This window comes from Rhizobium sp. L1K21, from assembly GCF_024055895.1.
In the GTDB taxonomy this organism is placed as follows: Bacteria; Pseudomonadota; Alphaproteobacteria; order Rhizobiales; family Rhizobiaceae; genus Ensifer_A.
Genome location: NZ_JAMXLE010000003.1, coordinates 145,579 through 168,815, shown reverse-complemented (window position 1 = coordinate 168,815; position 23,237 = coordinate 145,579). Strand labels below are relative to the sequence as shown.

Annotated in this window: 22 protein-coding genes; 17 read left to right on the top strand and 5 right to left on the bottom strand. The window is 58.7% G+C overall.

All coding sequences use genetic code 11. From position 1 onward, the window contains the following. Positions 1-17: 17 nt before the first annotated feature. The 14 genes from NHF56_RS15780 to NHF56_RS15715 all read left to right on the top strand — a co-directional run bounded on the left by NHF56_RS15780 (position 18) and on the right by NHF56_RS15715 (position 15,322). Positions 18-926: a carbohydrate ABC transporter permease gene (locus NHF56_RS15780; RefSeq protein ID WP_373456331.1), complete on the top strand. Its 909-nt coding sequence runs from the start codon at positions 18-20 to the stop codon at positions 924-926. Between the two features lie 3 nt (positions 927-929). Beyond that, positions 930-1,778, top strand: a complete 849-nt coding sequence (locus NHF56_RS15775) for a carbohydrate ABC transporter permease (RefSeq protein WP_252806263.1) — start codon at positions 930-932, stop codon at positions 1,776-1,778. 8 nt (positions 1,779-1,786) lie between these two features. Next, positions 1,787-3,886, top strand: a complete 2,100-nt coding sequence (locus tag NHF56_RS15770; RefSeq protein ID WP_252806261.1) for an alpha-galactosidase — start codon at positions 1,787-1,789, stop codon at positions 3,884-3,886. Between the two features lie 37 nt (positions 3,887-3,923). Continuing rightward, positions 3,924-4,886, top strand: coding sequence for a 2-dehydro-3-deoxygalactonokinase (locus NHF56_RS15765; protein WP_252806258.1), 963 nt, complete (start codon positions 3,924-3,926; stop codon positions 4,884-4,886). A gap of 21 nt (positions 4,887-4,907) precedes the next feature. After that, complete coding sequence (locus NHF56_RS15760) at positions 4,908-5,543, top strand: 2-dehydro-3-deoxy-6-phosphogalactonate aldolase (RefSeq protein WP_252806257.1); 636 nt, start codon at positions 4,908-4,910, stop codon at positions 5,541-5,543. Between the two features lie 59 nt (positions 5,544-5,602). Then, positions 5,603-7,585, top strand: coding sequence for a beta-galactosidase (locus tag NHF56_RS15755; protein ID WP_252806255.1), 1,983 nt, complete (start codon positions 5,603-5,605; stop codon positions 7,583-7,585). Positions 7,586-7,720: 135 nt separating this feature from the next. Further along, positions 7,721-9,244 (top strand): bifunctional aminoglycoside phosphotransferase/ATP-binding protein, encoded by a 1,524-nt coding sequence (locus NHF56_RS15750; RefSeq protein WP_252806253.1) that lies wholly within the window; start codon positions 7,721-7,723, stop codon positions 9,242-9,244. Positions 9,245-9,374: 130 nt separating this feature from the next. Next, entirely contained in the window at positions 9,375-10,760 is a 1,386-nt protein-coding gene (locus NHF56_RS15745; RefSeq protein WP_252806251.1) for an FAD-binding oxidoreductase, read from the top strand. Between the two features lie 40 nt (positions 10,761-10,800). Next, positions 10,801-11,157 (top strand): cupin domain-containing protein, encoded by a 357-nt coding sequence (locus NHF56_RS15740; protein WP_252806249.1) that lies wholly within the window; start codon positions 10,801-10,803, stop codon positions 11,155-11,157. Between the two features lie 66 nt (positions 11,158-11,223). After that, positions 11,224-11,433: a hypothetical protein gene (locus tag NHF56_RS15735; protein WP_252806248.1), complete on the top strand. Its 210-nt coding sequence runs from the start codon at positions 11,224-11,226 to the stop codon at positions 11,431-11,433. A gap of 12 nt (positions 11,434-11,445) precedes the next feature. Next, positions 11,446-12,312 (top strand): xanthine dehydrogenase family protein subunit M, encoded by an 867-nt coding sequence (locus NHF56_RS15730; protein WP_252806246.1) that lies wholly within the window; start codon positions 11,446-11,448, stop codon positions 12,310-12,312. Continuing rightward, positions 12,309-12,791: a (2Fe-2S)-binding protein gene (locus NHF56_RS15725; RefSeq protein ID WP_252806244.1), complete on the top strand. Its 483-nt coding sequence runs from the start codon at positions 12,309-12,311 to the stop codon at positions 12,789-12,791. The genes NHF56_RS15730 and NHF56_RS15725 overlap by 4 nt, the downstream gene beginning before the upstream one ends. After that, entirely contained in the window at positions 12,791-15,061 is a 2,271-nt protein-coding gene (locus NHF56_RS15720; RefSeq protein ID WP_252806242.1) for a xanthine dehydrogenase family protein molybdopterin-binding subunit, read from the top strand. The genes NHF56_RS15725 and NHF56_RS15720 overlap by 1 nt, the downstream gene beginning before the upstream one ends. A 12-nt stretch (positions 15,062-15,073) precedes the next feature. Continuing rightward, on the top strand, positions 15,074-15,322 hold the full coding sequence (locus NHF56_RS15715) for a MoaD/ThiS family protein (protein WP_252806240.1): 249 nt from the start codon (positions 15,074-15,076) through the stop codon (positions 15,320-15,322). An 83-nt stretch (positions 15,323-15,405) separates the two neighbouring features. Here the strand turns inward: NHF56_RS15715 and NHF56_RS15710 are convergent, their stop codons facing one another. After that, the gene (locus tag NHF56_RS15710; protein ID WP_252806238.1) at positions 15,406-16,008 is read right to left on the bottom strand and encodes a superoxide dismutase; all 603 of its coding nucleotides are present in this window, start codon (positions 16,006-16,008) and stop codon (positions 15,406-15,408) included. 88 nt (positions 16,009-16,096) lie between these two features. On the opposite strand from NHF56_RS15710, the gene NHF56_RS15705 reads away from it, so the two are divergent. The 3 genes from NHF56_RS15705 to NHF56_RS15695 all read left to right on the top strand — a co-directional run bounded on the left by NHF56_RS15705 (position 16,097) and on the right by NHF56_RS15695 (position 18,198). Next, positions 16,097-16,759, top strand: coding sequence for a metalloregulator ArsR/SmtB family transcription factor (locus NHF56_RS15705; protein ID WP_252806236.1), 663 nt, complete (start codon positions 16,097-16,099; stop codon positions 16,757-16,759). Positions 16,760-16,784: 25 nt separating this feature from the next. Next, the gene (gene murB / locus NHF56_RS15700; protein ID WP_252806234.1) at positions 16,785-17,771 is read left to right on the top strand and encodes a UDP-N-acetylmuramate dehydrogenase; all 987 of its coding nucleotides are present in this window, start codon (positions 16,785-16,787) and stop codon (positions 17,769-17,771) included. A 247-nt stretch (positions 17,772-18,018) separates the two neighbouring features. Next, positions 18,019-18,198, top strand: coding sequence for a hypothetical protein (locus NHF56_RS15695; protein ID WP_252806232.1), 180 nt, complete (start codon positions 18,019-18,021; stop codon positions 18,196-18,198). A gap of 122 nt (positions 18,199-18,320) precedes the next feature. On the opposite strand, the gene NHF56_RS15690 is transcribed toward NHF56_RS15695, so the two are convergent. The 4 genes from NHF56_RS15690 to NHF56_RS15675 all read right to left on the bottom strand — a co-directional run bounded on the left by NHF56_RS15690 (position 18,321) and on the right by NHF56_RS15675 (position 23,179). Next, on the bottom strand, positions 18,321-20,195 hold the full coding sequence (locus tag NHF56_RS15690; RefSeq protein WP_252806230.1) for a monovalent cation:proton antiporter-2 (CPA2) family protein: 1,875 nt from the start codon (positions 20,193-20,195) through the stop codon (positions 18,321-18,323). 167 nt (positions 20,196-20,362) lie between these two features. Next, the gene (locus NHF56_RS15685) at positions 20,363-21,592 is read right to left on the bottom strand and encodes an FAD-dependent oxidoreductase (RefSeq protein ID WP_252806228.1); all 1,230 of its coding nucleotides are present in this window, start codon (positions 21,590-21,592) and stop codon (positions 20,363-20,365) included. Then, positions 21,589-22,419: an ABC transporter permease gene (locus tag NHF56_RS15680; protein WP_252806226.1), complete on the bottom strand. Its 831-nt coding sequence runs from the start codon at positions 22,417-22,419 to the stop codon at positions 21,589-21,591. Before NHF56_RS15680 ends, NHF56_RS15685 begins: the two co-directional genes overlap by 4 nt. After that, on the bottom strand, positions 22,412-23,179 hold the full coding sequence (locus NHF56_RS15675; RefSeq protein ID WP_252806224.1) for an ABC transporter ATP-binding protein: 768 nt from the start codon (positions 23,177-23,179) through the stop codon (positions 22,412-22,414). The genes NHF56_RS15680 and NHF56_RS15675 overlap by 8 nt, the downstream gene beginning before the upstream one ends. Positions 23,180-23,237 lie beyond the last annotated feature (58 nt).

The following is a 23,237-nucleotide window of genomic DNA, read 5'->3' as shown; positions in this document are numbered from 1 at the left end:
GTTCATCTACCGCCGCCATGCCGGTGGCATCTGCACCGAAACGCAGCTATTGGAGGCGCAATCAGCGCCGCCTTGCGCCATGGCTCTTTCTCGCGCCCGGCGTCATCATGTTTCTGATTTATGTCATCTGGCCGATTGCCAATTCCATCTGGCTTTCATTTTACGACTGGGACGGTCTCGGACAGAAAACCTGGCTGGGTCTGGCCAATTATGCGGAGCTTCTCGACGACGAGAATTTTTACATCTCGCTGAAAAACAACGTCATCTGGCTTGTCCTGTTCATGCTCGCAGTGCCAATCGGGCTGTTTATTGCAATCTTTCTCAATCAGACCGTCACCGGAATTAGGATCTACAAGTCCCTGTTCTTCTTTCCCTTCGTGATTTCGCAGGTCGTGGTCGGCCTCATCTTCTCCTGGTTTTATGCGCCGAATTTCGGCTTGCTCTACAAGCTGGTGGAATGGGCAACGGGAACAGGCATCGCCTTTCTGGCTGAGCCGAACTATGTCACATATGCCCTGGTCGTCGCCGGCCTCTGGCCGCAGATCGCCTATTGCATGATCCTCTATTTGACGGGCCTGAACAATATCTCCCCGGACCAGATCGAGGCTGCCCGCCTTGATGGTGCCAAAGGCTGGCGCATGCTTTGGTATGTCGTCATTCCGCAGCTGCGTCCGGCCACCTTCATCGCCATCGTGGTTACGGTCATCGGCGCGCTTCGGTCTTTCGATATTGTCTCGATCATGACCGACGGCGGGCCGTTCGGGTCCTCGCGCGTCCTCTCCTTCTACATGTATGAGCAGGCGCTTTCCGAATATGGTTATCGCATGGGCTATGGCGCGGCGATTGCGGTCATCCTCTTCCTGATCATGATGGTGTTCATCAGCGGCTTCATCTGGAAGATGGTCAAAGACGAGCGGGAGGGCTGATCCATGTTTCCCAAACCCATTCAAAAAGCATCGCCCGCCATGCAGTGGCTATATGCGCTGGCGCTGCCGCTCGCGCTGGTGCTGTGGCTCCTGCCGCTTCTGGGCGTTGCAGTCACCTCGGTGCGCCCGGCGAGCGACCTGGCGCAGGGCAACTATTTCGGCATGCCGTCAACGCTTGCCTTCGGCAACTATCTCGAAATCTTCACACAAACACCCATGGCGAATTACATCCGCAATTCGTTCTTCGTCACGATCCCGACGGTGATCGGCGCCGTCACGCTGTCCTGTCTGGCAGGCTTTGCGCTGGGCGTTTACAGGTTCCGGTCCAATCTCCTGGTGTTCTTCATGTTCGTGGCGGGCAATTTCGTGCCGTTTCAGATCCTGATGGTGCCGGTGCGCGATCTGACCGTCAGCACCGGGCTCTATAACACCTATACCGGCCTCATTCTCTTTCATGTGGCGTTTCAAACCGGCTTCTGCACGCTCTTCATGCGCAATTTCATCAAGGCACTGCCCTTTGAACTCATCGAGTCTGCGCGTGTTGAAGGTGTCAGCGAATGGCGGATTTTCCGCTATATCGTGCTACCGCTGATGCGCCCCGCCATTGCTGCACTGTCGGTGCTCGTTTTCACCTTCATCTGGAATGAATATTTCTGGGCAACGGTGTTGACGCAAGGTGCCGAAGTACAGCCGGTGACCGCTGGCCTCTTTTCGCTCAACGGACAGTGGATTGCCCAGTGGCATCTCGTTTCGGCGGGCTCCATCGTGGCAGCGCTTCCGCCGGTGCTGATGTTCTTCCTGATGCAGCGCCATTTCATCGCCGGGCTGACGCTTGGGGCGACCAAAGGTTAGTAATGACAATGACATCCAAGACTTCCGGACTAGAGCCGGTCAAATGCTGGCGACTGGACTGTGGCGAGAGAACGGCTGCGTTTGCAAGCTTTTCAAACGGCATTCCAGCACTCATCGCCTTCGGCCCCCGATTGCCAAGGCAGGAAAACCTCGAGAGCGTGGCCCGCGCCACGGTCCCGAATGTTTCCGCAGGTCAGCTCGACCCGCTCGTTCCCCTGACGCTCTGCCCAACGAGCACCGACGGCTGGCAGGGTCACCCTGGCGTTGTTTTCCGGGCAGAAGGCGGCAATCCCCTTCTGCCGGACTGGCAGATTGCGGACGTGAATGAGAACGGCCCGCATGCGATTCAATGGATCATGGAAGGGTCCGGCGTCGATGTCGCGATAACCCTGACGATCCGTGTTGAGCTGTGTAATACTGGGGTTCTTTCCGTTCAAATCGATTGCCAGGGCAGCGATGAAGCAGACCTGCAATGGCTGGCACCTGCCGTCCCGGTTCCCGATCACATGCCGCGTATTGTCGATCATGGCGGACGCTGGACCGGCGAATTCCAGCGGCAGGAGCACCGCTTCACGCTTGGTCAATATGTCCGCGAGAGTTTCGAAGGCCGCACCGGCCATGCTCATTTTCCCGGCATGACCTTTGCCGCAGATGCCTGCGACGAAAACAGCGGTGCCTGCATGGGCGTGTCGCTGGCCTGGTCGGGCGGACACAAGATCGTGGCCGAAGAGCTGCCCGACGGTCGCCGCCAGGTTCAGTGCGGTTACGATGCCGCAACCACGGGCTATAAGCGCGAAATGCTGGTGGCTGTTTCCGAAGATGGTTTTAACGGCCTGCTGCAGCAATGGCAGCAGCATGTGCGCACCCATATCGTCAGACATGCTGCCCGTCCAGTCCACTATAATTGCTGGGAAGCCGTCTATTTCCGCCACGATGTGGAGGAATTGAAGGAAATCGCGACCATCGCCGCCGATCTCGGGGCCGAGCGTTTCGTGCTGGATGACGGCTGGTTCAAGAACCGCAATGATGACACGACGAGCCTTGGCGATTGGACCGTCGATCAAGCCAAGTATCCCGATGGCCTCGGCCCGCTTGTCGACCACATCACCGGGCTCGGCATGCGCTTTGGCATCTGGTTCGAGCCGGAAATGGTCAACAAGAACAGCGATCTCTACCGTGCACATCCCGATTGGGTTCTGGGACCGGATCATCAGCCGGAGGGTCGCAACCAGCATGTGCTCGATCTCACCAAACCGGGCGTGACCGACTATCTTTACGAGAATATCGCGGCGATCCTGCAGGCTTACGCGGTCGATTACGTGAAATGGGATCACAATCGCGTCCTCACCGGCGCAAAGCCGCAGCAGACGGTCGCGCTCTACGCCCTGTTCGAGCGCCTGAACAAGGCCTTCCCGAAGGTCGATTTCGAAAGCTGCTCATCGGGCGGTGGCCGCATCGACTATGGCATTTTGAATTACACGACGAGAGTCTGGCTTTCCGATTCCAACGACGCCCTGGAGCGGCTGCGCATGCAGCATGAGGCAGCCCGCTGGCTGCCGCCGGAAATTGCCGGCAGTCATGTCGGCCCGCGCGTCTGCCACACGTCCGGCCGGGTTCTGCCAATGGAATTTCGCGCTTGGGTCGCCGCCCAGCGTCATATGGGTTTTGAAATGGACCCGCGCGAACTGACGCAGGACGAGGCCGAAACGCTCAAACGCGTGACCGCCTGGTGGCGCGAAAATCGTGATTTCCTGTTTTCGGCGCGGCAATATCTGCTCGATTCCAATGACGAGGCGGTCTTTGCCGAGTTGCATGTCGATGAGGCGAGGGATCGTTTCATCCTGTTCAAGGGGCAGGCTGGGACATCTGGACCGATCGCGGCACGAAGAATGCGCCTGGCCGGGCTCTCGCCCGATGCCCTCTATGACATCACGCTGATCAACCCCGAAGACGTGACGCGTCTGCTCAATCGCTATGAAGCGACCGGTTTGATGAAGGGCGAGACAATCCGCCTTTCGGGATCTGCCTTGATGAATGGCGGGTTGCGCTTGCCGAATGCGGTGCCAGCATCAATTTTTGTCGTCGAAGGCCGAAAGGTGCGTAGCTGAACATGGGCCGGAGAATTCAACAAAACTGGAGTAGCGCATGCTTTCGGTTCCCACTGGAGGCACCATGATGGCGATAGAGGAAAAGAGTGTGCTCGCTGTCGTGGACTGGGGAACGTCACACTTGAGAATTTGGGCTGTCGGCTCCAGTGGCGCGGTGCTCGCCGAACGCAAATCCAATGAAGGCATGTCATCCACCGCTCGCGATCGTTTCGAAGGCGTTCTTGAAAGCCATCTTGATGCTCTCGCGATTGCTGAGAACGTTCCGGTCATCATGTGCGGCATGGTTGGATCGCGGCAGGGCTGGGCGGAAGCGGGCTATATTCCCATTCCCACGGGACTGGACCAACTCGGTGCAAACGCCGTACGGGTGCCGCATTCCAAACGCGATATCCGCATTTTGCCCGGGCTTAGCAAGAATGATCCGGTCGCGCCGGACGTCATGCGCGGTGAGGAGACGCAGCTGCTTGGCCTTTTCGCAGCCATTGGTGAACACAAAGGCGCAAAGACGACTGTCTGCATGCCGGGTACGCATTCGAAATGGGTGTCGATGTCGGATGGCACAGTGGGAGATTGCGTGAGCTTCATGACCGGCGACATGTTCGCTGCGCTCTCGGGCCATTCCGTCCTCAGCCATTCGGTCGGCACCGCGACATTTGACGCGCACTCGGCTGATTTTCTGCAGGGGGTTGAAGCCAGCCTTGCCTCGCCATCCGACATTCTGGCGCGCCTCTTCTCGATCAGGCCAGCCGGTCTCCTGCAGGGCCTGTCACCCGAGGCTGCCAGTGCCCGACTGTCCGGCTATCTCATCGGTCAGGAGATTGCGGGCGCAAAAGCACGCCTTGCTGTTGGGCAATCGGTGGAACTCGTCGGCGGCGGTGTTCTGGGCGCGCTTTACAGCGCAGCACTTCAGGTCGCGTCCATAGACAGCCGGGTCCACGATGGCGACACACTTGTACTTGAGGGCGCGAAAAAAGCCGCCGCCATGATCTGGAATTTTTGAAAACACTGAAGGCGAATGATGATGGAAAAGACATCCAAATGGCCGACATTAAAACGCGAACTGATCGCGATTTTGCGCGGCCTTGAGCCAAGAAATGCGCTTCAAACCGCCAGCGCCCTTGTGGAAGCCGGCTTTGAGGCCATTGAAATTCCGCTGAACTCACCGGACCCGTTCGTGTCCATTGAAATGGTGGCCCGTGAATTCGGCAATACGGTGCTTGTCGGGGCCGGGACGGTTCTGACTGCGGAAAATGTTGACCGGTTGAATGATGCGGGCGGGCGGCTGCTCGTATCTCCCAACATCGACACAGCCGTGCTGGCGCGTGCCAATGCGCATTCAATGGTCACCATGCCCGGTGTTTTCTCGCCCACGGAAGCGCTTGCGGCTTTGGCTGCCGGTGCATCGGGACTGAAGTTCTTCCCCGCCAGCGTGCTCGGCCCCTCGGGCATCAAGGCGATTTCCGCAGTCCTGCCGAAAGGAACACCCATTGGGGCTGTCGGCGGTGTCTCGGAAACCGATTTCGAAGCCTATGGCAAGGCAGGTATCCGCATTTTCGGTCTGGGCTCCTCAATCTTCCAGCCCGGCATGGAGGTATCTGACATTGCCAAACGTGCCCAGCGCACAGTCACCGAATGGGATCGCGTGTTCGCAGGGTAAAACATGCTGGGCACAGGGGTTTCGCAAGACACAAAGCGATTAGAAGGATTGGTCCGACCATGACCGTTGAACGCAAACAGACGCTCGGCGTTTGCTACTATCCCGAACATTGGCCGGAAGAGCGCTGGGAGACCGATGCGCGCATGATGGCTGAGGCCGGTATCAGCCATGTCCGCATCGGTGAATTTGCCTGGAGCCGCATGGAGCCGGAACCGGGGCAAATGGAATTCGACTGGCTCGACCGCGCCTTCGAGACCCTGCACGCCCACGGCCTGAAGGTCGTGCTCGGCACACCCACCGCCACACCGCCGAAATGGCTGGTGGACAAGATGCCCGACATGCTGGCGATCGACAAGGACGGCCGGCCGAGGGGCTTTGGCTCGCGCCGCCACTATTGTTTCAGCCATCAGGGCTATCGGGATGAAAGCGCGCGCATCGTCACTGCACTTGCCAAACGCTATGGCAAACATCCCGCGCTGATTGCCTGGCAGACCGACAATGAATATGGCTGCCACAATACGGTCTTGAGCTATTCCCATGCGGCGCGCAAAGGGTTTCGTGACTGGCTTTCGCAGAAATATCAGTCGCCGGACGCGCTCAACCGCGCCTGGGGCAATGTGTTCTGGTCGATGGAATATCGCTCCTTTGACGAGGTCGAGCTTCCCAATCTGACCGTCACCGAGCCCAACCCGTCGCATGTTCTGGATTTCCGGCGCTATTCGTCCGATCAGGTCGTTGCCTTCAACAAGGTGCAAACCGATATCATCCGCGCCCACTCTCCGAATATACCGATTGCGCATAATTTCATGGGCCGGTTTGTGGAGTTCGATCATTTCGCCGTCAGCGCCGATCTCGATATTGCTTCCTGGGATACCTATCCGATCGGTTTTCTCGACCGCGATGCCAATGATGTTGAAACCAAAAAGCGGTATCTCGGCATTGGCGATCCCGACAATCAGGCACTGCATCACGATCTTTACCGAGCTTGCGGCGCGGTCAGAAACGGCGAGGCCGAAGGCCGCTGGTGGGTGATGGAACAGCAGCCGGGGCCGGTCAACTGGGCACCGTGGAACCCGGCGCCGGTGCCGGGAGCGATCCGGCTGTGGGCCTATGAAGCCTTTGCGGCGGGCGCTGAAGTGGTGAGCTATTTCCGCTGGCGCCAGCCGTCTTTCGCGCAGGAACAGATGCATGAGGCGCTGTTGCTGCCCAATGCCGAACCCAATGAGGCTTATGGCGTCTGCAAGCAGATATCCGGCGAACTCTCCGCAATCGGGGCCGTTTCCGCGCCTCAGCGCAGCGATGTCGCACTGGTTTTCGATTACGAAAGCGCCTGGGCCTGGCACACGCAGCCCCAGGGGCGTGATTTCGATTACTTCGATCTTGTCCTGCGCTTTTATCGAGCACTTCGCCAACACGGTGTTTCGGTCGATGTCGTTCCCCCAACGGCGGAAGCGGTGGCCGACAGGAAGCTGGTCGTCGTACCGGGCCTCTTCGCCGACAATGAAACGCTGGTGGACGCGCTTGTTGATGGTGATGCAACCATTCTCCTCGGGCCACGCACAGGCTCGAAATCGGCGGATTTCCAGATCGCCGAGGGTTTGCCGCCCGGCAAATTCCGCAAGCTGATCGACATGAAAATCCGCCGGGTCGAGAGCATTCCACCCTTTGTCGATGTTCCCCTCTCAGAGGGCGGTGCGTTCCAGGGTTGGCGCGAATTCCTGGTGCCGGGTGAGGGTGTCGAAACGGTACGCACCTCGCAGGACGGTCATGCCGCACAGCTGTCGCAAGGACGCGTCTCTTACCTCGGCGGCAGGCCCGATCCTGAACTGGCAGCCTCTGTTATTGGCGAACTGCTCGCAAAAACCGGTATCGAAGGCAAACGCCTCCACCGCGATGTGCGCATCCGTGACAACGGCAAGGTCCGTTTCATCTTCAACTACGGCCCGGAAACCGTGGATGTTGGCGATGTGCTGGAAGGCCGTGAGGTTCTGATTGGGCAAAATCCTCTCGGTCCCCATGATCTTATTGCCGTGCGGCTCTAGAGGCATATGACGTCAAGCGGCGCACAATGCCTTCGCCGCTTGACATATCTCAAGGTCAGGCGCCCCATACTGAGGCAGTCTATGTCTCAAGCGGACAGACATTGCTGCAGCACGACATGGTGGTGAGGTGAGCGCATGATCACGCAAGACCAGAATGTCACGACGGCGTTTTTGAGCGATGCTGTGTCTTACGGGCTTTCGGGGCCCGTGGAGACAATGGAAACGCATATCTCCCGCATATTTCTGGTCGCCGACAAGGCGTTCAAGCTCAAACGCGCGGTCAAACTTCCCTATGCCGATTTCTCCACACCGGAATTAAGGTTGGAATCCTGCCTGAAGGAGGTCCGTCTGAATGCCCGCGCAACACCCGAGCTTTATCTCGGGGTTCGCCGTATCTATCGTCGCACAGATGGCACTTTGACGTTTGATCCCGGCGGTGAACTGGTTGATGCCGTCGTGGAAATGTTGCGCTTCGACCAGGATAGTCTTTTCGACCGGATGGCGCTGAACGGTCAGCTATCAGCGACCTTGATGTCTGATCTGACGGAAATGATCGTTGCCTTCCACAAGGCTGCCGAGCCGGTCTTTGGCGAAAGCGGCACCGCCAATGTTTCCGCCGTTCTGGATATCAACCAGGCTGGATTTCTCACCAGCAGCGTTTTTTCCAAAGCCGAGCAGAAGACCATGGATGCCCAATTTCGAAGCGCATTGAAGCGGCACTCCAGTCTGCTCAACCAGCGGGCAGAGGAGGGCAAGGTCCGCCTTTGCCATGGCGATCTTCATCTGCGCAACATCTGCCTGATCGACGGTCATCCGCGGCTCTTCGATTGCATCGAGTTCAACGACAGGATTGCGACGGTCGATGTGCTCTACGACCTTGCCTTTCTCCTGATGGATCTATGGCATATCGGCTTTCGAGCCTATGCCAACCTGATCGCGAACCGCTATATCGATGCGATGGAAGACGACGCTGGGTTTGCCTTGCTTTCCTTTTTCATGGCGCTGCGCGCGGCCGTGCGTGCCCATGTCACGGCAACACAGGCTGAGGAGGCCGGTGGTGATGAAGCGCTCGCCGCCTCGGCTCGCACCTACTACGATCTGGCGCTCACATTGTTGCAAGAGCGTCCGGCCCGGCTGATCGCCATTGGCGGCTTCAGCGGGTCTGGTAAAACCACCATTGCCGACCGGCTTGCGCAAACGGTGGGTGCGGCACCTGGTGCGCGCGTTCTCGAAAGCGACCGCATCCGCAAGGCGCTTCATGGTGTGCCGGTCGATACCCGGCTCGGCGACGAGGCCTATCAGCCAATTGTTTCCGAGCGTGTTTATGCCGAAATCGCCTGCCGCAGTTCTGATATTCTTTCATGTGGCAGCAGCGTTGTTGCCAATGCTGTCTTTGATCGTGAAGACCGTCGCCAGGATATCCGCGAGAGTGCGGTGCAGGCCGGTGCAGCCTTTATCGGAGTCTGGCTCGAAACACCCGAAGCCGTGTTGCGCGCGCGGGTGAGTGCGCGCCACGGCGGACAGTCTGATGCTGATCTCGGTGTTTTGGAAAAGCAGCTTGCCCGGGGTGCCGGTGTGCTTGATTGGACAAAAGTCGATGGCTCTCAAACACCCGATGATGTCGTCGAGGCGATATGCCGTCTTTTGCGCAACGGCTGACAAAAACTGTTTGACAGGCGACGGGCGACCCTTAGGCTGAGGCAATCGCGGGTGCCGAACAGGCCGCCCGCTTTTTCGTTGTTCAATTGCCGATTCCCGGTTCCGGGAGTCGAAGAGAAAGCCTAAGACGATGTTGGTCAAGACGAATGGCGACGTTTCATTCTGGTATGCGGATATCGGCGGCGTGCCGGCAAAACGCGCGCCATTGCCAGGTGATCAGCAGGCCGATGTCTGTATTGTCGGTGCCGGCTATACGGGCCTTTGGACTGCCTATTATTTGAAAAAGGCCAACCCTGCGCTCTCCATTGTCATTGTCGAGCGCGAGTTTGCCGGTTTCGGCGCATCCGGGCGCAATGGCGGCTGGCTTTCCGGCGGTTTTGAGTGGTCGCGCGAAAAATATCTGAAAAACGCCACGCGGGCGAAGGTTATCGCGATGCAGCGGGCGATGGCGGGGACGGTGGACGAGGTCGAGCGTGTCACCCGCGAAGAAGGCATAGATGCCGACCTGATCCGGGTGGACAAGCTGCTTGCTGCCACCAACAAGGCACAGATGGTGCGTCTTGAAGAAGACTATCAGTTCCAGCTGGATTGGGAGACGCCGAAGGAAAGCCTCGCCATCCTTTCTGCTGCACAAGCCGCGGAGCGCATCAACATCGCCAATCTCGAAGGCGGCCTCCTGTTGCGCAATGTGGCGCGTGTGCAGCCTGCGAAGCTCGTGCGCGGCCTGGCGGCGGCGGTGGAGCGACTTGGGGTCACGATTTACGAGGGCACGACGGTTGGCCGGATCAGCAAGGGCATCGTTGAAACGGACAGAGGCACAGTGCGTGCGCCCGTCATCATTCGCGCCACCGAAGGTTTCACTGCCGGTCTCCCCGGCCATGAGCGACTTTGGCTGCCGCTCAACAGCGCGCTCATTGCCACTGAACCGCTGTCGGAGGCGATGTGGGCGGAAATCGGCTGGAAGGGGCATGAGCTTTTGAGCGAAACGGCGCATGCCTATTGTTATGCGCAGCGCACCCGAGAGGGCCGCATAGCCATGGGCGGTCGTGGCGTGCCTTACCGCTATGGGTCCAGGACGGATGTCAACGGCCAGACCCAGCAGGCAACCATCGATCAATTGCATGACATTCTCACGCGCCTGCTGCCGCAGACCAAAGGTGTGAAGATCGATCACGCATGGTGCGGCGTTCTGGGTGTGCCGCGCGACTGGTGCACAACAGCCGGCTTTGACGAAAAAACCGGCATGGGTTGGGCGGGCGGTTATGTGGGGCTCGGTGTTTCCAGTTCCAATCTTGCAGGCCGCACACTCGCCGACCTCATTCTCAAGCGGGATAGCGAGCTTGTGTCCTTGCCGTGGGTGAACCGAAAGGTGCGCAATTGGGAGCCTGAGCCGCTGCGCTGGCTGGGCGTGCATTCCATGTATCAGCTTTTCAAACTGGCTGACCAGCGCGAAAAGGGCGGACTTGAGAAGACCTCCCGCTTCGCGACCCTTGCCAACAGGATCACCGGACATTGAATTTGTTGGCTGCACATAATTGCAAGAAAACAGGACGACCATGATAGCATTTGAAAACTTCGGCGATCTGATGAAAATCGATCTCGGCACATTCAAGCCGAAGCCAACCACTTTGACACCCGGCCAGGAGGAAGCCGCACTTGCTCTGTGGGAGAGCGCCGACGGCAAGATGGAAACGGGTGTGTGGGAATGTACGCCTGGGCGCTTCACTGCTGACCGCACCAAGGCCTCGGAGATGTGCCACATTCTTTCCGGACGTGTGACGATTCATAACAGCGACGGCACGAGCCAGGACATTGGGCCTGGTGAAATGTTCTCCCTTCCGCTCGGCTGGACTGGAGAGTGGACGCTGCATGAGCGCACCCGCAAGATTTACATTTTCGTAACCGCCGGCTGATCTTTCAGGTTCTTGTTTCGGCATGCGACCACAATTTCGCAATCCTTTACAGAGAGGCTGAAAGACGTGCTGAAACGGCTTGACGGTATCGAGCCGGGCATGCTCGAAGTAACAGGCGGGCGCAGATTTGCTGCGGCGCGGTTGGTATTGCTGGCGAAGACAGATCTGTCTTCGCTGTTGAAGAAGGATCGCCAACAACCGGTTTTTGGATGTGTTGGAGATGGCAGTCTGCGAAAGCATATGCAGACGGCGGCTTACCAAAGCCTGCTTAAATGAGTTGGAGAAAAAATGCGCTATCATAGCCCTACATCATTTGACGAAGCGGTCGGCATTGCAGCGAAAGCGCAAGGCGTGACGAGGTTTCTGGCGGGCGGCACGGATGTGCTGGTTCAGATGCGAGCGGGCGCCGTACTGCCCGACGATTTGATTGACGTGAAGAAAATTCCTGGCGTTCGCGACATCACCAGGACGCCGGATGGCGGCTGGAAGATCGGTGTCGCCGTTTCCGGTGCCGAGCTTGGTGCCCATGAAGAACTCTGTCGTGACTGGCCAGGGGTCGTTGAAGGTATGGAGCTGGTTGGCTCGACCCAGGTTCAGGGCCGCGCGACCTTGACGGGCAATCTCTGCAATGGATCGCCTGCTGCAGACAGCGTTCCGGGCCTGGTGGCCGCCGGTGCGACTGTGACTGTTACCGGTGCAAATGGTACTCGCGAAGTCGCGGTTCAGGATATTCCATCCCGCCCTGGTAAAACCTCGCTTGCGCAGGGTGAGGTGATTTCAGCGATCAATCTGCCGCCACGCGGCGAAAATGCGGGCGACGCCTACCTGCGTTTCATCCCGCGCACCGAAATGGACATCGCCGTTGTCGGCTGCGCGGTGAGCCTGCGCGTTGATGGCCACAAGATCGTGGAAGCGCGCGTGGCACTCGGCGCAGTCGCCCCAACGGTTCTCCTCGTTTCGGACGCCGCCGATGCGCTGATCGGCAGCACGCTCGATGATGCTGCACTGGAAGCGCTTGCGACTGCGGCGCGTGCCGCCTGCAAGCCGATTGATGATAAACGCGGAACGGTCGAATTCCGCGTCGATGTGGCTGGTGTGCTTGCCAGGCGCGCCGCACGCATCGCCTACGACCGTGCGAAAGGAGTTTCGAAATGAGCAAGATCCACGTGACGACCACCGTTAATGGTGATGAGGTGGAGTTTCTGACCGACCCGCGCGAAACGCTACTTGACTGTCTTCGCGACCATCTGGACCTGACGGGTTCCAAGGAAGGCTGCGGCACAGGCGATTGCGGTGCATGCTCGGTCACGGTTGATGGAACCCTGGTCAGTTCCTGTCTGATGCTCGGCGTTGAGGCCGAGGGCAAGAAAATCGAGACCATTGAAGGCATGGCAGGCAAGGATGGCGAGCTGCATCCGCTGCAGCGCAAGTTCATCGAACATGCCGCTTTGCAATGCGGTTTCTGCACGCCGGGCTTTCTGGTAGCCTCAAAGGCTCTGTTGGAAAAGAACCCCGACCCGACGGAAACGGAGGTTCGCTATTGGCTGGCCGGCAATCTCTGTCGCTGCACAGGCTATGACAAGATTGTACGCGCCGTGATGGATGCGGCGGCGGAAATGCGAGGAGCAGCGTGATGACGAAGAACGGATCAAGCGAATTCAGACTTGTCGGTACCCGCCCCAATCGTCCGGACGGACTGGATAAGGTGACCGGTCGTGCACGCTACGGTGCCGATGCCTCCATGCCGGGCATGCTTCATGGTGCTGTCGTGCGCTCGCCGCATGCGCATGCGCGGATCGTCAAAATTGACACATCCAAGGCCGAGGCACTGCCGGGCGTGAAGGGTGTTGTCACGCGCGCAGATTTCCCCACCGGCCTGACCGGTGAAGACTGGGACCTGCAGGAAAACACGATGGCGGGCGAAAAGGCGCTTTACGACGGGCATGCCGTTGCCGCCGTTGCCGCCACGTCGCCTCTTCTTGCGCAGGAAGCGGCCCGCCTGATCGAGGTCGAATACGAGGTTCTGCCGCATGTCATCGATGTCGATGATGCGATCAAGCCGGATGCCCCGGCCATTCGTCCAGGTGCCGCCGATCATTCCGTGCCCGAGGGCAGCCCGCCGAATGTCGTGCGCTATCTGGAATTCGGCCACGGCGATATCGAAGCCGGTTTTGCTGAGGCCGATCTGGTGATGGAAAACACCTACAAGACGGAGGCCACCCACCAGGGCTACATCGAGCCGCATGCCTGTGTTGGTCAGCTTGGCGCTGACGGCAAGGGCGAGATGTGGGTTTGCACCCAGGGCCAGTGGTATATCCGGCGCATGTGCGCAGCCGTCCTCGGCATCGAGGCTGCGCAGCTTCGCGTCACGCCATCTGAAATCGGTGGCGGCTTTGGCGGCAAGACGACGATCTTCATGGAGCCGCTGTCACTGGCGCTGAGCCGCAAGGCTGGCGGTAAGCCGGTCAAGATCGTCATGAGCCGTTCTGAAGTGCTGCGTGCAACGGGTCCGACGGCCTCCGCCTCCATGGATGTGAAGATCGGCATGAAAAAGGACGGCACGATCACCGCAGGCTATGCGAATTTTCGCATGCAGGGCGGTGCTTTCCCAGGCGCTCCGGTCGACATGGCACTCTATTGCGCCTTTGCCGGTTACAAGCTCGCCAATGTCAAACATGTTGGTTATGACGTGCTGGCCAACCGCCCGAAATGTGCGGCCTACCGCGCACCGGGCTCGCCCATGGGTGCGTTTGCGGTTGAAAGCCTTGTAGACGAGATGGCCCGCAAGCTTGGTCTTGATCCGCTGGATGTTCGCCTGAAAAATGCTGTGCGCGAAGGCGACAAGGCAAGCTATGGTCCGACATTCGGTTCCATCGGTCTTGTCGAAACACTGGAAGCTGCCAAGGCCCACCCGAACCTCAAGGCACCGCTTGGTCCCAACCAGGGCCGCGGCGTGGCCTGCGGATATTGGTTCAACCACGGCGGAGAGACCTCTGTTTCCATGGCAATCGGCGAAGACGGCACCGCGACAGTTTCTGTCGGTACGCCGGATATCGGCGGTGGCCGTGCGTCAATCGCCCTTATGGTTGCTGAAACGCTTGGCATCGATTACGACGATGTACGCGTGAACGTTGTCGAAACCGGCGCGCTCGGTGTGAACGAACCGACCCATGGCAGCCGTGCAACTTTTGCCAGCGGCAAGGCTGCAGTGGAATCCACCAATCAGGCCATCAAGGAAATGTGTCGCCGCGCTGCCGCGGAATGGGGCATTGATCCGGAGGCCGTTGAATGGGTGAATGGTGCTGCTCAACCGACCAGCTCCAACGCCGGCAAATTCGCGCCGATGACAATCAAGGAAATCGCTGCCAAGATGGGCTCGACAGGTGGTCCGATTTCCGGCCATTACGAAGGCCTGCCTTCAGGCGTCGGCGCAAGCTTCGGCACGCATGTGGTGGATGTGGAAGTCGATCCCGAAACGGGCCGCACGACGATCCTTCGTTATCTCGTGGTGCAGGATGCCGGTCGGGCGATCCACCCTGCTTACGTAGAAGGTCAGTATCAGGGCGGTGCGGTGCAAGGCATCGGCTGGGCTTTGAACGAGGCTTATATCTACGGCGAAGATGGCCGTTTGCAGAACCCGATATTCCTCGACTACCGGGTGCCCGTTGCCTCCGACCTTCCGATGATCGACACTGTGATTGTGGAAGTGCCAAACCCTGGCCATCCATACGGCGTTCGCGGTGTGGGTGAAACGGGTATCACGCCGCCATTGCCTGCGATTGCAAATGCAATCGAGCATGCGACGGGTCAGCGTATCCGCCACCTGCCGATTTCGCCGCCGAAATTGCTGAAGGCAATCAAGTCCGCCGCTCCTTCGGGGCCGACACTGCAGGCGGCTGAGTGAGGGTTTTGTGATATGCCGGTTATCGACGTCAATCTCTGGTCCAGCCTTCGCCGCTTTGCTGGCGGCGAAGAGATTGTGTCCGTGGAAGCCGAAACGGTCGCCGGCATGATCAATGCGTTGAAGAAGGCTTACCCGGATCTCGCACCTGCGCTTGATGCAGGTGTGTCCGTCTCGGTCAATGGTGAGATCACCAACAATCGCTTCGCTCCGCTGGAGGAGGGGAGCGAGGTCTTTCTTCTGCAACCGCTGAAAGGTGGCTGACCACCGTCAACAAAGGTGGCCTTCGGCATTCGCCAGACTGTAGTGTCGCCCCCGCGACTGGAGGGAAACGGGGGCGACTGCTATTACGCGAGATTTGCTTCGGCGAACTCGTAATTGGCGAGCTTGTCGAGAAAATTTACCGCGTAATCGGGACGCCGATTGCGGAAATCGACGTAATAACTGTGTTCCCAGACATCGAGGCCCAGAAGCGGTGTGCCTTCACCCGTGGCGATGGGATTGGACCCGTTCGCCGTCTTGGTGACGGCCAGCGTGCCGTCGGCGCGTTGAATGAGCCATGCCCAGCCAGAGCCAAACTGTCCGACGGCTGCCGCCTTGAAGGCGTCCTTGAACTGATCAACGGAGCAGAAGGCTTCAATGAGTTTTGATTCCAACTTCCCGGGTATCTGTCCTCCCGAGGGAGAGAGCGCCTGCCAGAAGTGAATATGGTTCCAGTGTTGGCCGGCATTGTTGAAAATCGGTGCCATTTCAGGCTTTTCGAAAGAAAGCTTGATAATCTCCTCAAGAGATTTGCCTGTCAGCTCGCCTTTGGACTCGACGAACCCGTTCAAAGCCGTAACATAGGCTTGGTGATGCTTGCCGTGGTGGAGTTCGAGGGTTTCCTGGCTCATGCCGCGGTCGGCAAGCGCCGAAGAAGCGTAGTTGAGGTGGGGAAGTTCGAATGCCATGTTGTCTCTCCATCCGGGGCAGAGCTTGCCGCTTTTGCCGCGATGCGTTATTAAAACAAGTATATGCTTTGAAAATATCTGGAGGAATATGTCAAGCAGCAACTTGGAAAATTATGAGTGGTCGCCGAGGAATCCTTCCGAACGCGTCCTGTTGATGATGAAGATGTATGGTGCCCTGACTGCGTCGGAAATTGGGGGGAAGCTTGACATTACGGGGGAGGCTGCCCGTCAACAGCTTCAAAAACTGGTGGAATCAGGCTTCGTGTCTGAGGAGCGCCGTGGCGAGGGACGCGGCAGACCGTCGAGCTATTTTGACCTGACCGAGAAGGGGCAGGCGCGATTTCCCGATACGCATGCGGCTCTGACCATCGAGATTCTTGAAGGTATACGTGAGGTCTTGGGGCCGAGCGCACTCGACAAGGTCATTACGCGGCGCGAGCGCAGTGCTGGCCCGTTCTACAAGCGCGAACTTGCAAAGTGCAGATCGTTTGAAGAACGTGTCTCCAGGCTTGCGGAGCTGCGCAGTGCAGAAGGCTATATGGCCCAGGCAAAAGCTGCCGAGGGGGGCGGTATGCTGCTCATAGAAAACCACTGTCCGATTTGTGCGGCAGCGACTCTCTGTCAGGGGTTTTGCCGGGCCGAGCTTGCGCTTTTCGAACAAGCGCTTGGTCCTGACACGGAAATCGAAAGGCTCACGCATATCGTCGAGGGTGGGCAGCGTTGCACCTATCTGATCCGCGAGGTGCAATGAAGGCCAGCGATGCCCGGTGCGCGCGATGCACCTGATTGAGCATTTCGATCTGAGGCATCACAACACGCTCGGGCTCCCGGCCCGAGCGCGCTTTGGTGGTTTGATCCACACTCTCGAAGACCTGGCAGCCGGGCTCGCAGCGGCGCAGTCGAAAGGCCTTCCTTTTCATCTTCTGGGTGGCGGCAGCAATTGCGTTTTGGGACAGGAGATCGAAGCCGTTATTGGCGTGATGGCGATGCGCGGTCGCAGCATCGAAAGCAGCGATCCCGACAGCGTTAAAATCACGGCAAAGGCCGGCGAGTCATGGCCGGATCTCGTCGAGTGGACGGTTGCCCAGGGTATCGGCGGGCTTGAAAATCTCTCCGGTATCCCAGGCACAGTCGGAGCTGCCCCGGTGCAGAACATTGGTGCCTATGGCCGGGAAATCAGCCAATTCGTGGAACGTGTGATTGCCCATGACACCCGCGACCATTGCATGCGCACATTTCGCGGGAATGAGTGCGCGTTTCGCTATCGCAACAGTCGCTTCAAGGATGAGCCGGGTCGCTATCTCATCACGGAAGTTGTGCTGGCCCTGCCGCGTGCCTGGCAAGCGCATCTTTCCTATGCCGGCCTGGGTGAACTGGGTGTAGGCTGCACACCGCAGCAGGTAAGTGCAGCGGTGCTGCAGCTGCGGGCTTCAAAGCTGCCCGATTGGCGAAAAACCGGCAATGCGGGATCGTTCTTCCATAATCCGGTCGTGCCGCAGGAGCGAAGAACAAGCTTGGAAGGCGTACCTTTTCATATTGTGGACGATGGTTTGAAACTGTCGGCCGGCTGGCTGTTGGAGGCCTGCGGGCTGAAGGGCTATCGTCTCGGCGGTGCTGGTTTCTCCGAAAAGCACGCACTCGTTCTCGTCAACCACGGTGGCGCAGATTTCAGCGACGTCAAGGCGCTGGCAGATGAGGCCCGGCGACGGGTCGCTGAGCGTTTCGGGGTCCATCTGGTTCAGGAGCCGGTGACACTGACTTGATTCGAACGGTCAGATTGCCCACCAGCACGACATCAAAACGAGGAGCAACCGAAACCGCCGTGGCCGGCAATGCCCGAATTTTAAGCTTTTATGACATTTTTATAACAGGCTGATTGACAGCCGGTGCGTGCAGGCGTAATCGGCTCGCCCGAACAGATTTCAAGTGATTGAGACCGATTTGAAGGCCGCTGCAATTCGGCAGCGGATGCGGTTCCGTATGGCCGCGATACAATAATAGGATAAAAAAATGGAGAATAATTCTTTTTTTCTGGGGGTTGTCATCATCCTCAATGCCGCTGTTTTTGTTATATTTTTGCTGCTGTTGACCGGTTTCTTCGGCTTTGAAGCCGCCAATGCAAGCGAAATCGGCGATCCGCGTTCTGCAATCGAAAAAGCATCAACGGCTCGGCTTGAACAGGCCCTTTAGGAAACGGAATTTGCAACCTGACGAATCCTCCCATCGGCGGGTTGCAAGATGAAAACAATAGGCGGCGGCGCATTCAGCGACCGCCGCTTTTTTCATGGGCGCAGGCACTCACCTGAAGGAATCTACTCCTTTTCGGGTGCGTATTTCTTCATCAGGTCCTGCGCTTTGCCGAGCAATTGTTTATCCCATTCATCGCGCAGCTCAAGCGTGCGCTTGATATAGGCATCGTTTTCGCTGCCGGGCTTGTCGGGGTCGAAGAGATCGGCAAGTTCGACCATGGAGGAGCGGTCGACCTCCTCGAACGCGGCGGCCATTTCAACGGCCGCCTCATGCGGCGCGCCCAAGGCCTCGTAAGCCGAACGGCCCATGCGGATGGAACTGTCATAGGTCTCGCGGATGATATCGCGGCAGCCGGCATGCCACAGATGGTAGACGTGATACCTGTCGGTCGCGCGGGCGATCACATGGAGATGCGGATAGTGCTTGACGACATAGCGCACAAGCTCTGTTGTCTGATCCCTGTCGTCGATGGCGATGACCAGCAGACGGGCGCGGGCGATGCCGGCAGCGTGCAGAAGGTCGGGCCGGGTGGCATCGCCATAATAGACGTGAAACCCGAACTTTCTGAGCATATCCAGCTGCGCAGCGCTGAAGTCGATCACGGTGGTCTTGTAACCTGCCGAGCGCAGCATGCGGTTGACAATGCCGCCAACTCTGCCGTGGCCGGCAATGATAATATCGCTTTGTTCGGTGATCTCGTCGTTTTCGCGCGCTTCCTCCGCCGCAAATCGCGGGATGACGACACGATTGTAGATGATGAACATCACCGGCGTCAGCATCATCGAAATCGCTACGGCCAGAAGAAGAAGGTCGGCAATCTGCTGCGGTATCACCGCATTGGCGACAGAGAAGGACAAGAGAACGAATGCAAACTCGCCGGTTTGCGCAAGCCCCAGCGCAAACAGCCAGCGGTCAGCACCCTGCAGCTTGAACATCACACCGAGAAGCCAGAGTATCGCGGTCTTTATGGCAATCAGCGCCGCCGTCAGCGCCAGAATGACGAGGAAATTGCCGGATAGGAGGTCAAAATTGACGCTCGCACCAACGGTGATGAAGAACAGTCCGAGAAGCAGCCCCTTGAATGGATTGATGTCGGATTCAAGCTCGTGGCGATATTCCGAATTGGCCAGAACCACACCGGCCAGAAATGTGCCAAGGGCAGGGGACAGGTTCACCAGCGACATGAGAAGTGCAATGCCGATGACAATCATCAGCGCGGTGCCGGTGAAGAGTTCGCGAAGGCGCGCATTGGAAATGAAGCGAAAGATCGGCCGCGTAAGATAGTTGCCACCCAGAATGACAGCGGCGATGGCCGCAATGTTGACGAGACCCACCTGCCAGCCTTCCAGATCAGCCACCAGGCTGATGCCGCCGCCATGGGCATCCGCAACCTCACCGTGGCCACCCATTGTCAGCATCAGTGCCGGCAGCGAAAGCAGCGGTATGAGTGCGAGCATGGGAATGGCTGCCACGTCCTGAAAGAGCAGCACCGAAAAACTGGACTGGCCGCCATCCGATTTCAGAAGGCCCTTTTCGCCCAGCGTCTGCAGGACGATTGCAGTGGAGGAAAGGGAAAGCACGAGGCCGATCGCCAGCGCCGTCTGCCAGGGCTGGCCGAGGGCCATGGCCGCAAGCGTGATTGCGAGCGCCGTGCCGCAAACCTGCAGGCCTCCAAGACCCAGAAGCCTGCCGCGCATCTCCCATAGCCGCTGCGGCTCCAGTTCCAGTCCGACCAGGAACAGCATCATCACCACGCCGAACTCCGCAAACTGTTGAATCGAGTGGATATCGACATGCAGGCCCGCCAGTATGGGCGATATGATAATGCCGGCCAGCAGGTAGCCGAGCACGGAACCCAGTCCGAGCCGCGATGCAATCGGCACGGAAATCACGCCGGCAACAAGGAAGATGAAGGCAAGAAGCAGAAAATCAGTCAAGCGAGGCCCCATTGGTTACGCTATCGGGGCCGACCGTTTGCGCGACAATCGCTTTTGACCTGGCCAGCGCCAGAAAGCGGCGTGGCCTCTATTAACCTTTGCCCATAGCGCACGGTCAAGCCTGTTTGCGCTGTCATGTCGAGCAATACAGGCCGTGCAGCGTCTCTCTATTTCCAGAGATTTTTCAGTCCGTTCGCGCCGGAAGCACTGAAACGACCAGCCGCTTCACCGGTGGCAAAGGCGGTGCCCATAACCCTGATTGAAGCGTATGCCGCGCTGTCGGCCCCGATCACACGGCCCGCATAGCAGAGATTATCAACGCCCTTGGCCCGTAAACTGTCGAGTGGAATGTCGGCAATACCATCGCCGCCCACCGATCTGTAAACCGGCTTGCCGGCCACCGAATGATCCTCGATCGGCCATGCGGCATAGGCAACGCCATCGGCTCTGCGACGACCGGTCAGCAGGTCTTCGCCGGTGAGCTCATATCGTGCCTGCGGGTGCCGGCTTTCGCGGATGCCGATTTGCGGTCCGGTCTGCACCAGATAGGCGTTCTCAAACCCCGGAACGGATTTTCGCAAGACGTTGATATAGTCGTGGGCAGCGGCCCGAGAGGCCTGTTCTGCGCGGGTGAAACTTGCTGAACTGAGATCGGCCATGGGATGATCGAAGATCATCCACCACATCTCGCCGGTCATGGGGATCTCGGTATAAATGCCGCCATCGGTGCGCGCCGTCGGCCAATCTCCGGTTTTGTTATAGTCCTCAAAAGCCGCAATAATGGCCTTGCGGTCAATCGGCACATTGGGGTTGCGTCCGCCGACACGGATCGGTCCGGAGGCGGCTTGCAGCCTGCCGTCTTCATTGCCGATGCGGCTTGGAATGCCGGCAATCAGCGCCAGGTTTGCGTCACCCGTGGCGTCCACATAGTTTTCCGCCTCGACACGCCATCGTCCTTCCATGCCGGCGAGGGTCAGCGCATGAAGCCTGTCTGCGGTGCGCGTCACGGCTGCCACACGAGTATGCAGCAGCACATCGACGCCATTTTTGCGCAGAACATTATCGAGCGCCAGCTTCACCGTTTCCGGCTCCAGCAGAATGATCCAGTTATGCGTTGTCGGCGAGCGGAAAGGATCGGCGGAAACACCGAGCGCGCGCATCTCGTCGAGAACGAGATCGGCAACCCCGCCAACGGCCTTGACGGGTTCAGGTCCCTGCTGGAAGAAGCCGCAATAGGCGAGCACGTTGGATGTCGTGGCAGCACCGCCGAGAAAGCCATATTTTTCGATCAGCAGAACTTTCGCGCCTTCGCGCGCGGCACCGAGCGCTGCACCCACGCCTCCGGCACCACCTCCGGCAACGATCACGTCATAATCTGTCTCAGGCTGGCGGATCATGTGCGCCACCCCAGAAGCCTGCGCTCGATAATGCCAATGACGGTGCTGACGAGAACGCCCAGCAGCGAGAGGATCACCACGCCGGCAAAAAGCCGCTCGAGGTCATAGAGCGAACCGGCCTCGAGAATATAGGCACCGATACCATATTGCGCGCCAAGCATTTCGGCGGCCACCAGCAGAATGATCGCGATGGCGAGACTGATGCGCAGCCCGGAGAGAATGCCGGGCATGGCGCCGGGCAGCACGATCTTGCGCACGATGGAAAACCAGGAAAGTCCGAAGCTCTGTCCCATGCGGATCAGTGAACGGTCCACATTGTCCACTGCGCTATAGGTTGCAACCGCCGTCGGCGTGAATGTTCCAAAGGCAATGAGCGCATATTTGGACCCTTCATCGATCCCGAACCAGATAACGAAAAGCGGCAGAAGCGCGATCTTGGGGATAGGGAACAGGGCGGCGAGAAGGGGCACCAGACCGGCCCGCACATAGGAGAAGAGCCCAACCATGACGCCGACCGAAATGCCGATGCTGGCACCCAGGGCCGCGCCAACCACCAGACGGGTGAGCGAGGGGACAAGATGTTTGAACAGAAGGCCGGACTGATAGAGCTGCACGATGGTTTCGAGCACATCCGACGGGCGAGGCAGGGTAAGATTGGAGATGAAGCCGGTGCGCGTTCCAATCTCCGCCAAGCCGATCAGCACCGCAAAGACGACAAAACCGACCCAGCGACGATTGCGCGGCGCAAAACCGCCACCGCGAAAACGGACTTCGCTTTGCCGGGTCTCTTCTGCCAGGGGCGTATTGGCGAAGGCTGTATCAGACATCGATCAACTCCTCCTCGGCTGCGCGGGCTTCGTCGCGCATCAAGTCCCACAGGTGCTTCTGGATGATTTCCAGATCGGCATCGGCATAGCCGCGCTCGGCGAGCGGCTTGTCGATTTCCACGATTTCGCGGATGCGACCGGGTCGGCGTGAAAGCACGACCACCCGGTGGCCAAGACGCACCGCTTCGGCCAGATTATGGGTCACGTAAAGTGCTGTAAAAGGCGTGCGTGTCCAAAGCGTTACGAGATCGTCCATCAAGAGTTCGCGCGTCTGGCTATCGAGCGCAGACAGGGGCTCATCCATCAGCAGCACTGCCGGATTGACGGCAAGCGCCCGGGCAATCGCGACACGTTGTTTCATGCCGCCGGACAGCTGCTTGGGAAGCGCCTTGTCGAAATCTGTCAGGCGCGTGCGGGCCAGCACATCGGTGATGATCGCATCAGCCTTGGTGCCGCGTATGCCGTGGTCTTCCAGCACGAGGGAAATATTGCCGCGAACGCTGCGCCAGGGCAGCAGCGCGAAATCCTGAAACACATAGGTCAGGGTGTTGAGACAGCCTTCCGGCGGCTCGCCAAGCTGCAGAACACGTCCCGAAGTCGGTTTCTCCAGACCGCCTGCAAAACGCAGCAAAGTGGATTTGCCGCAGCCGGATGGCCCGACGAGGCACACGATCTTTCCCGACGGAATATCGATCGTTATGTCCTTCAATATTTCGGTCTTGCCATAAAAGTGATTTATGGCATCCAGTCTGATATCCATTTCAAGGCGTTCCTTGCAGGCACAGGCCGGCGACAGATAATTGCCGCCGGCGCTTCCC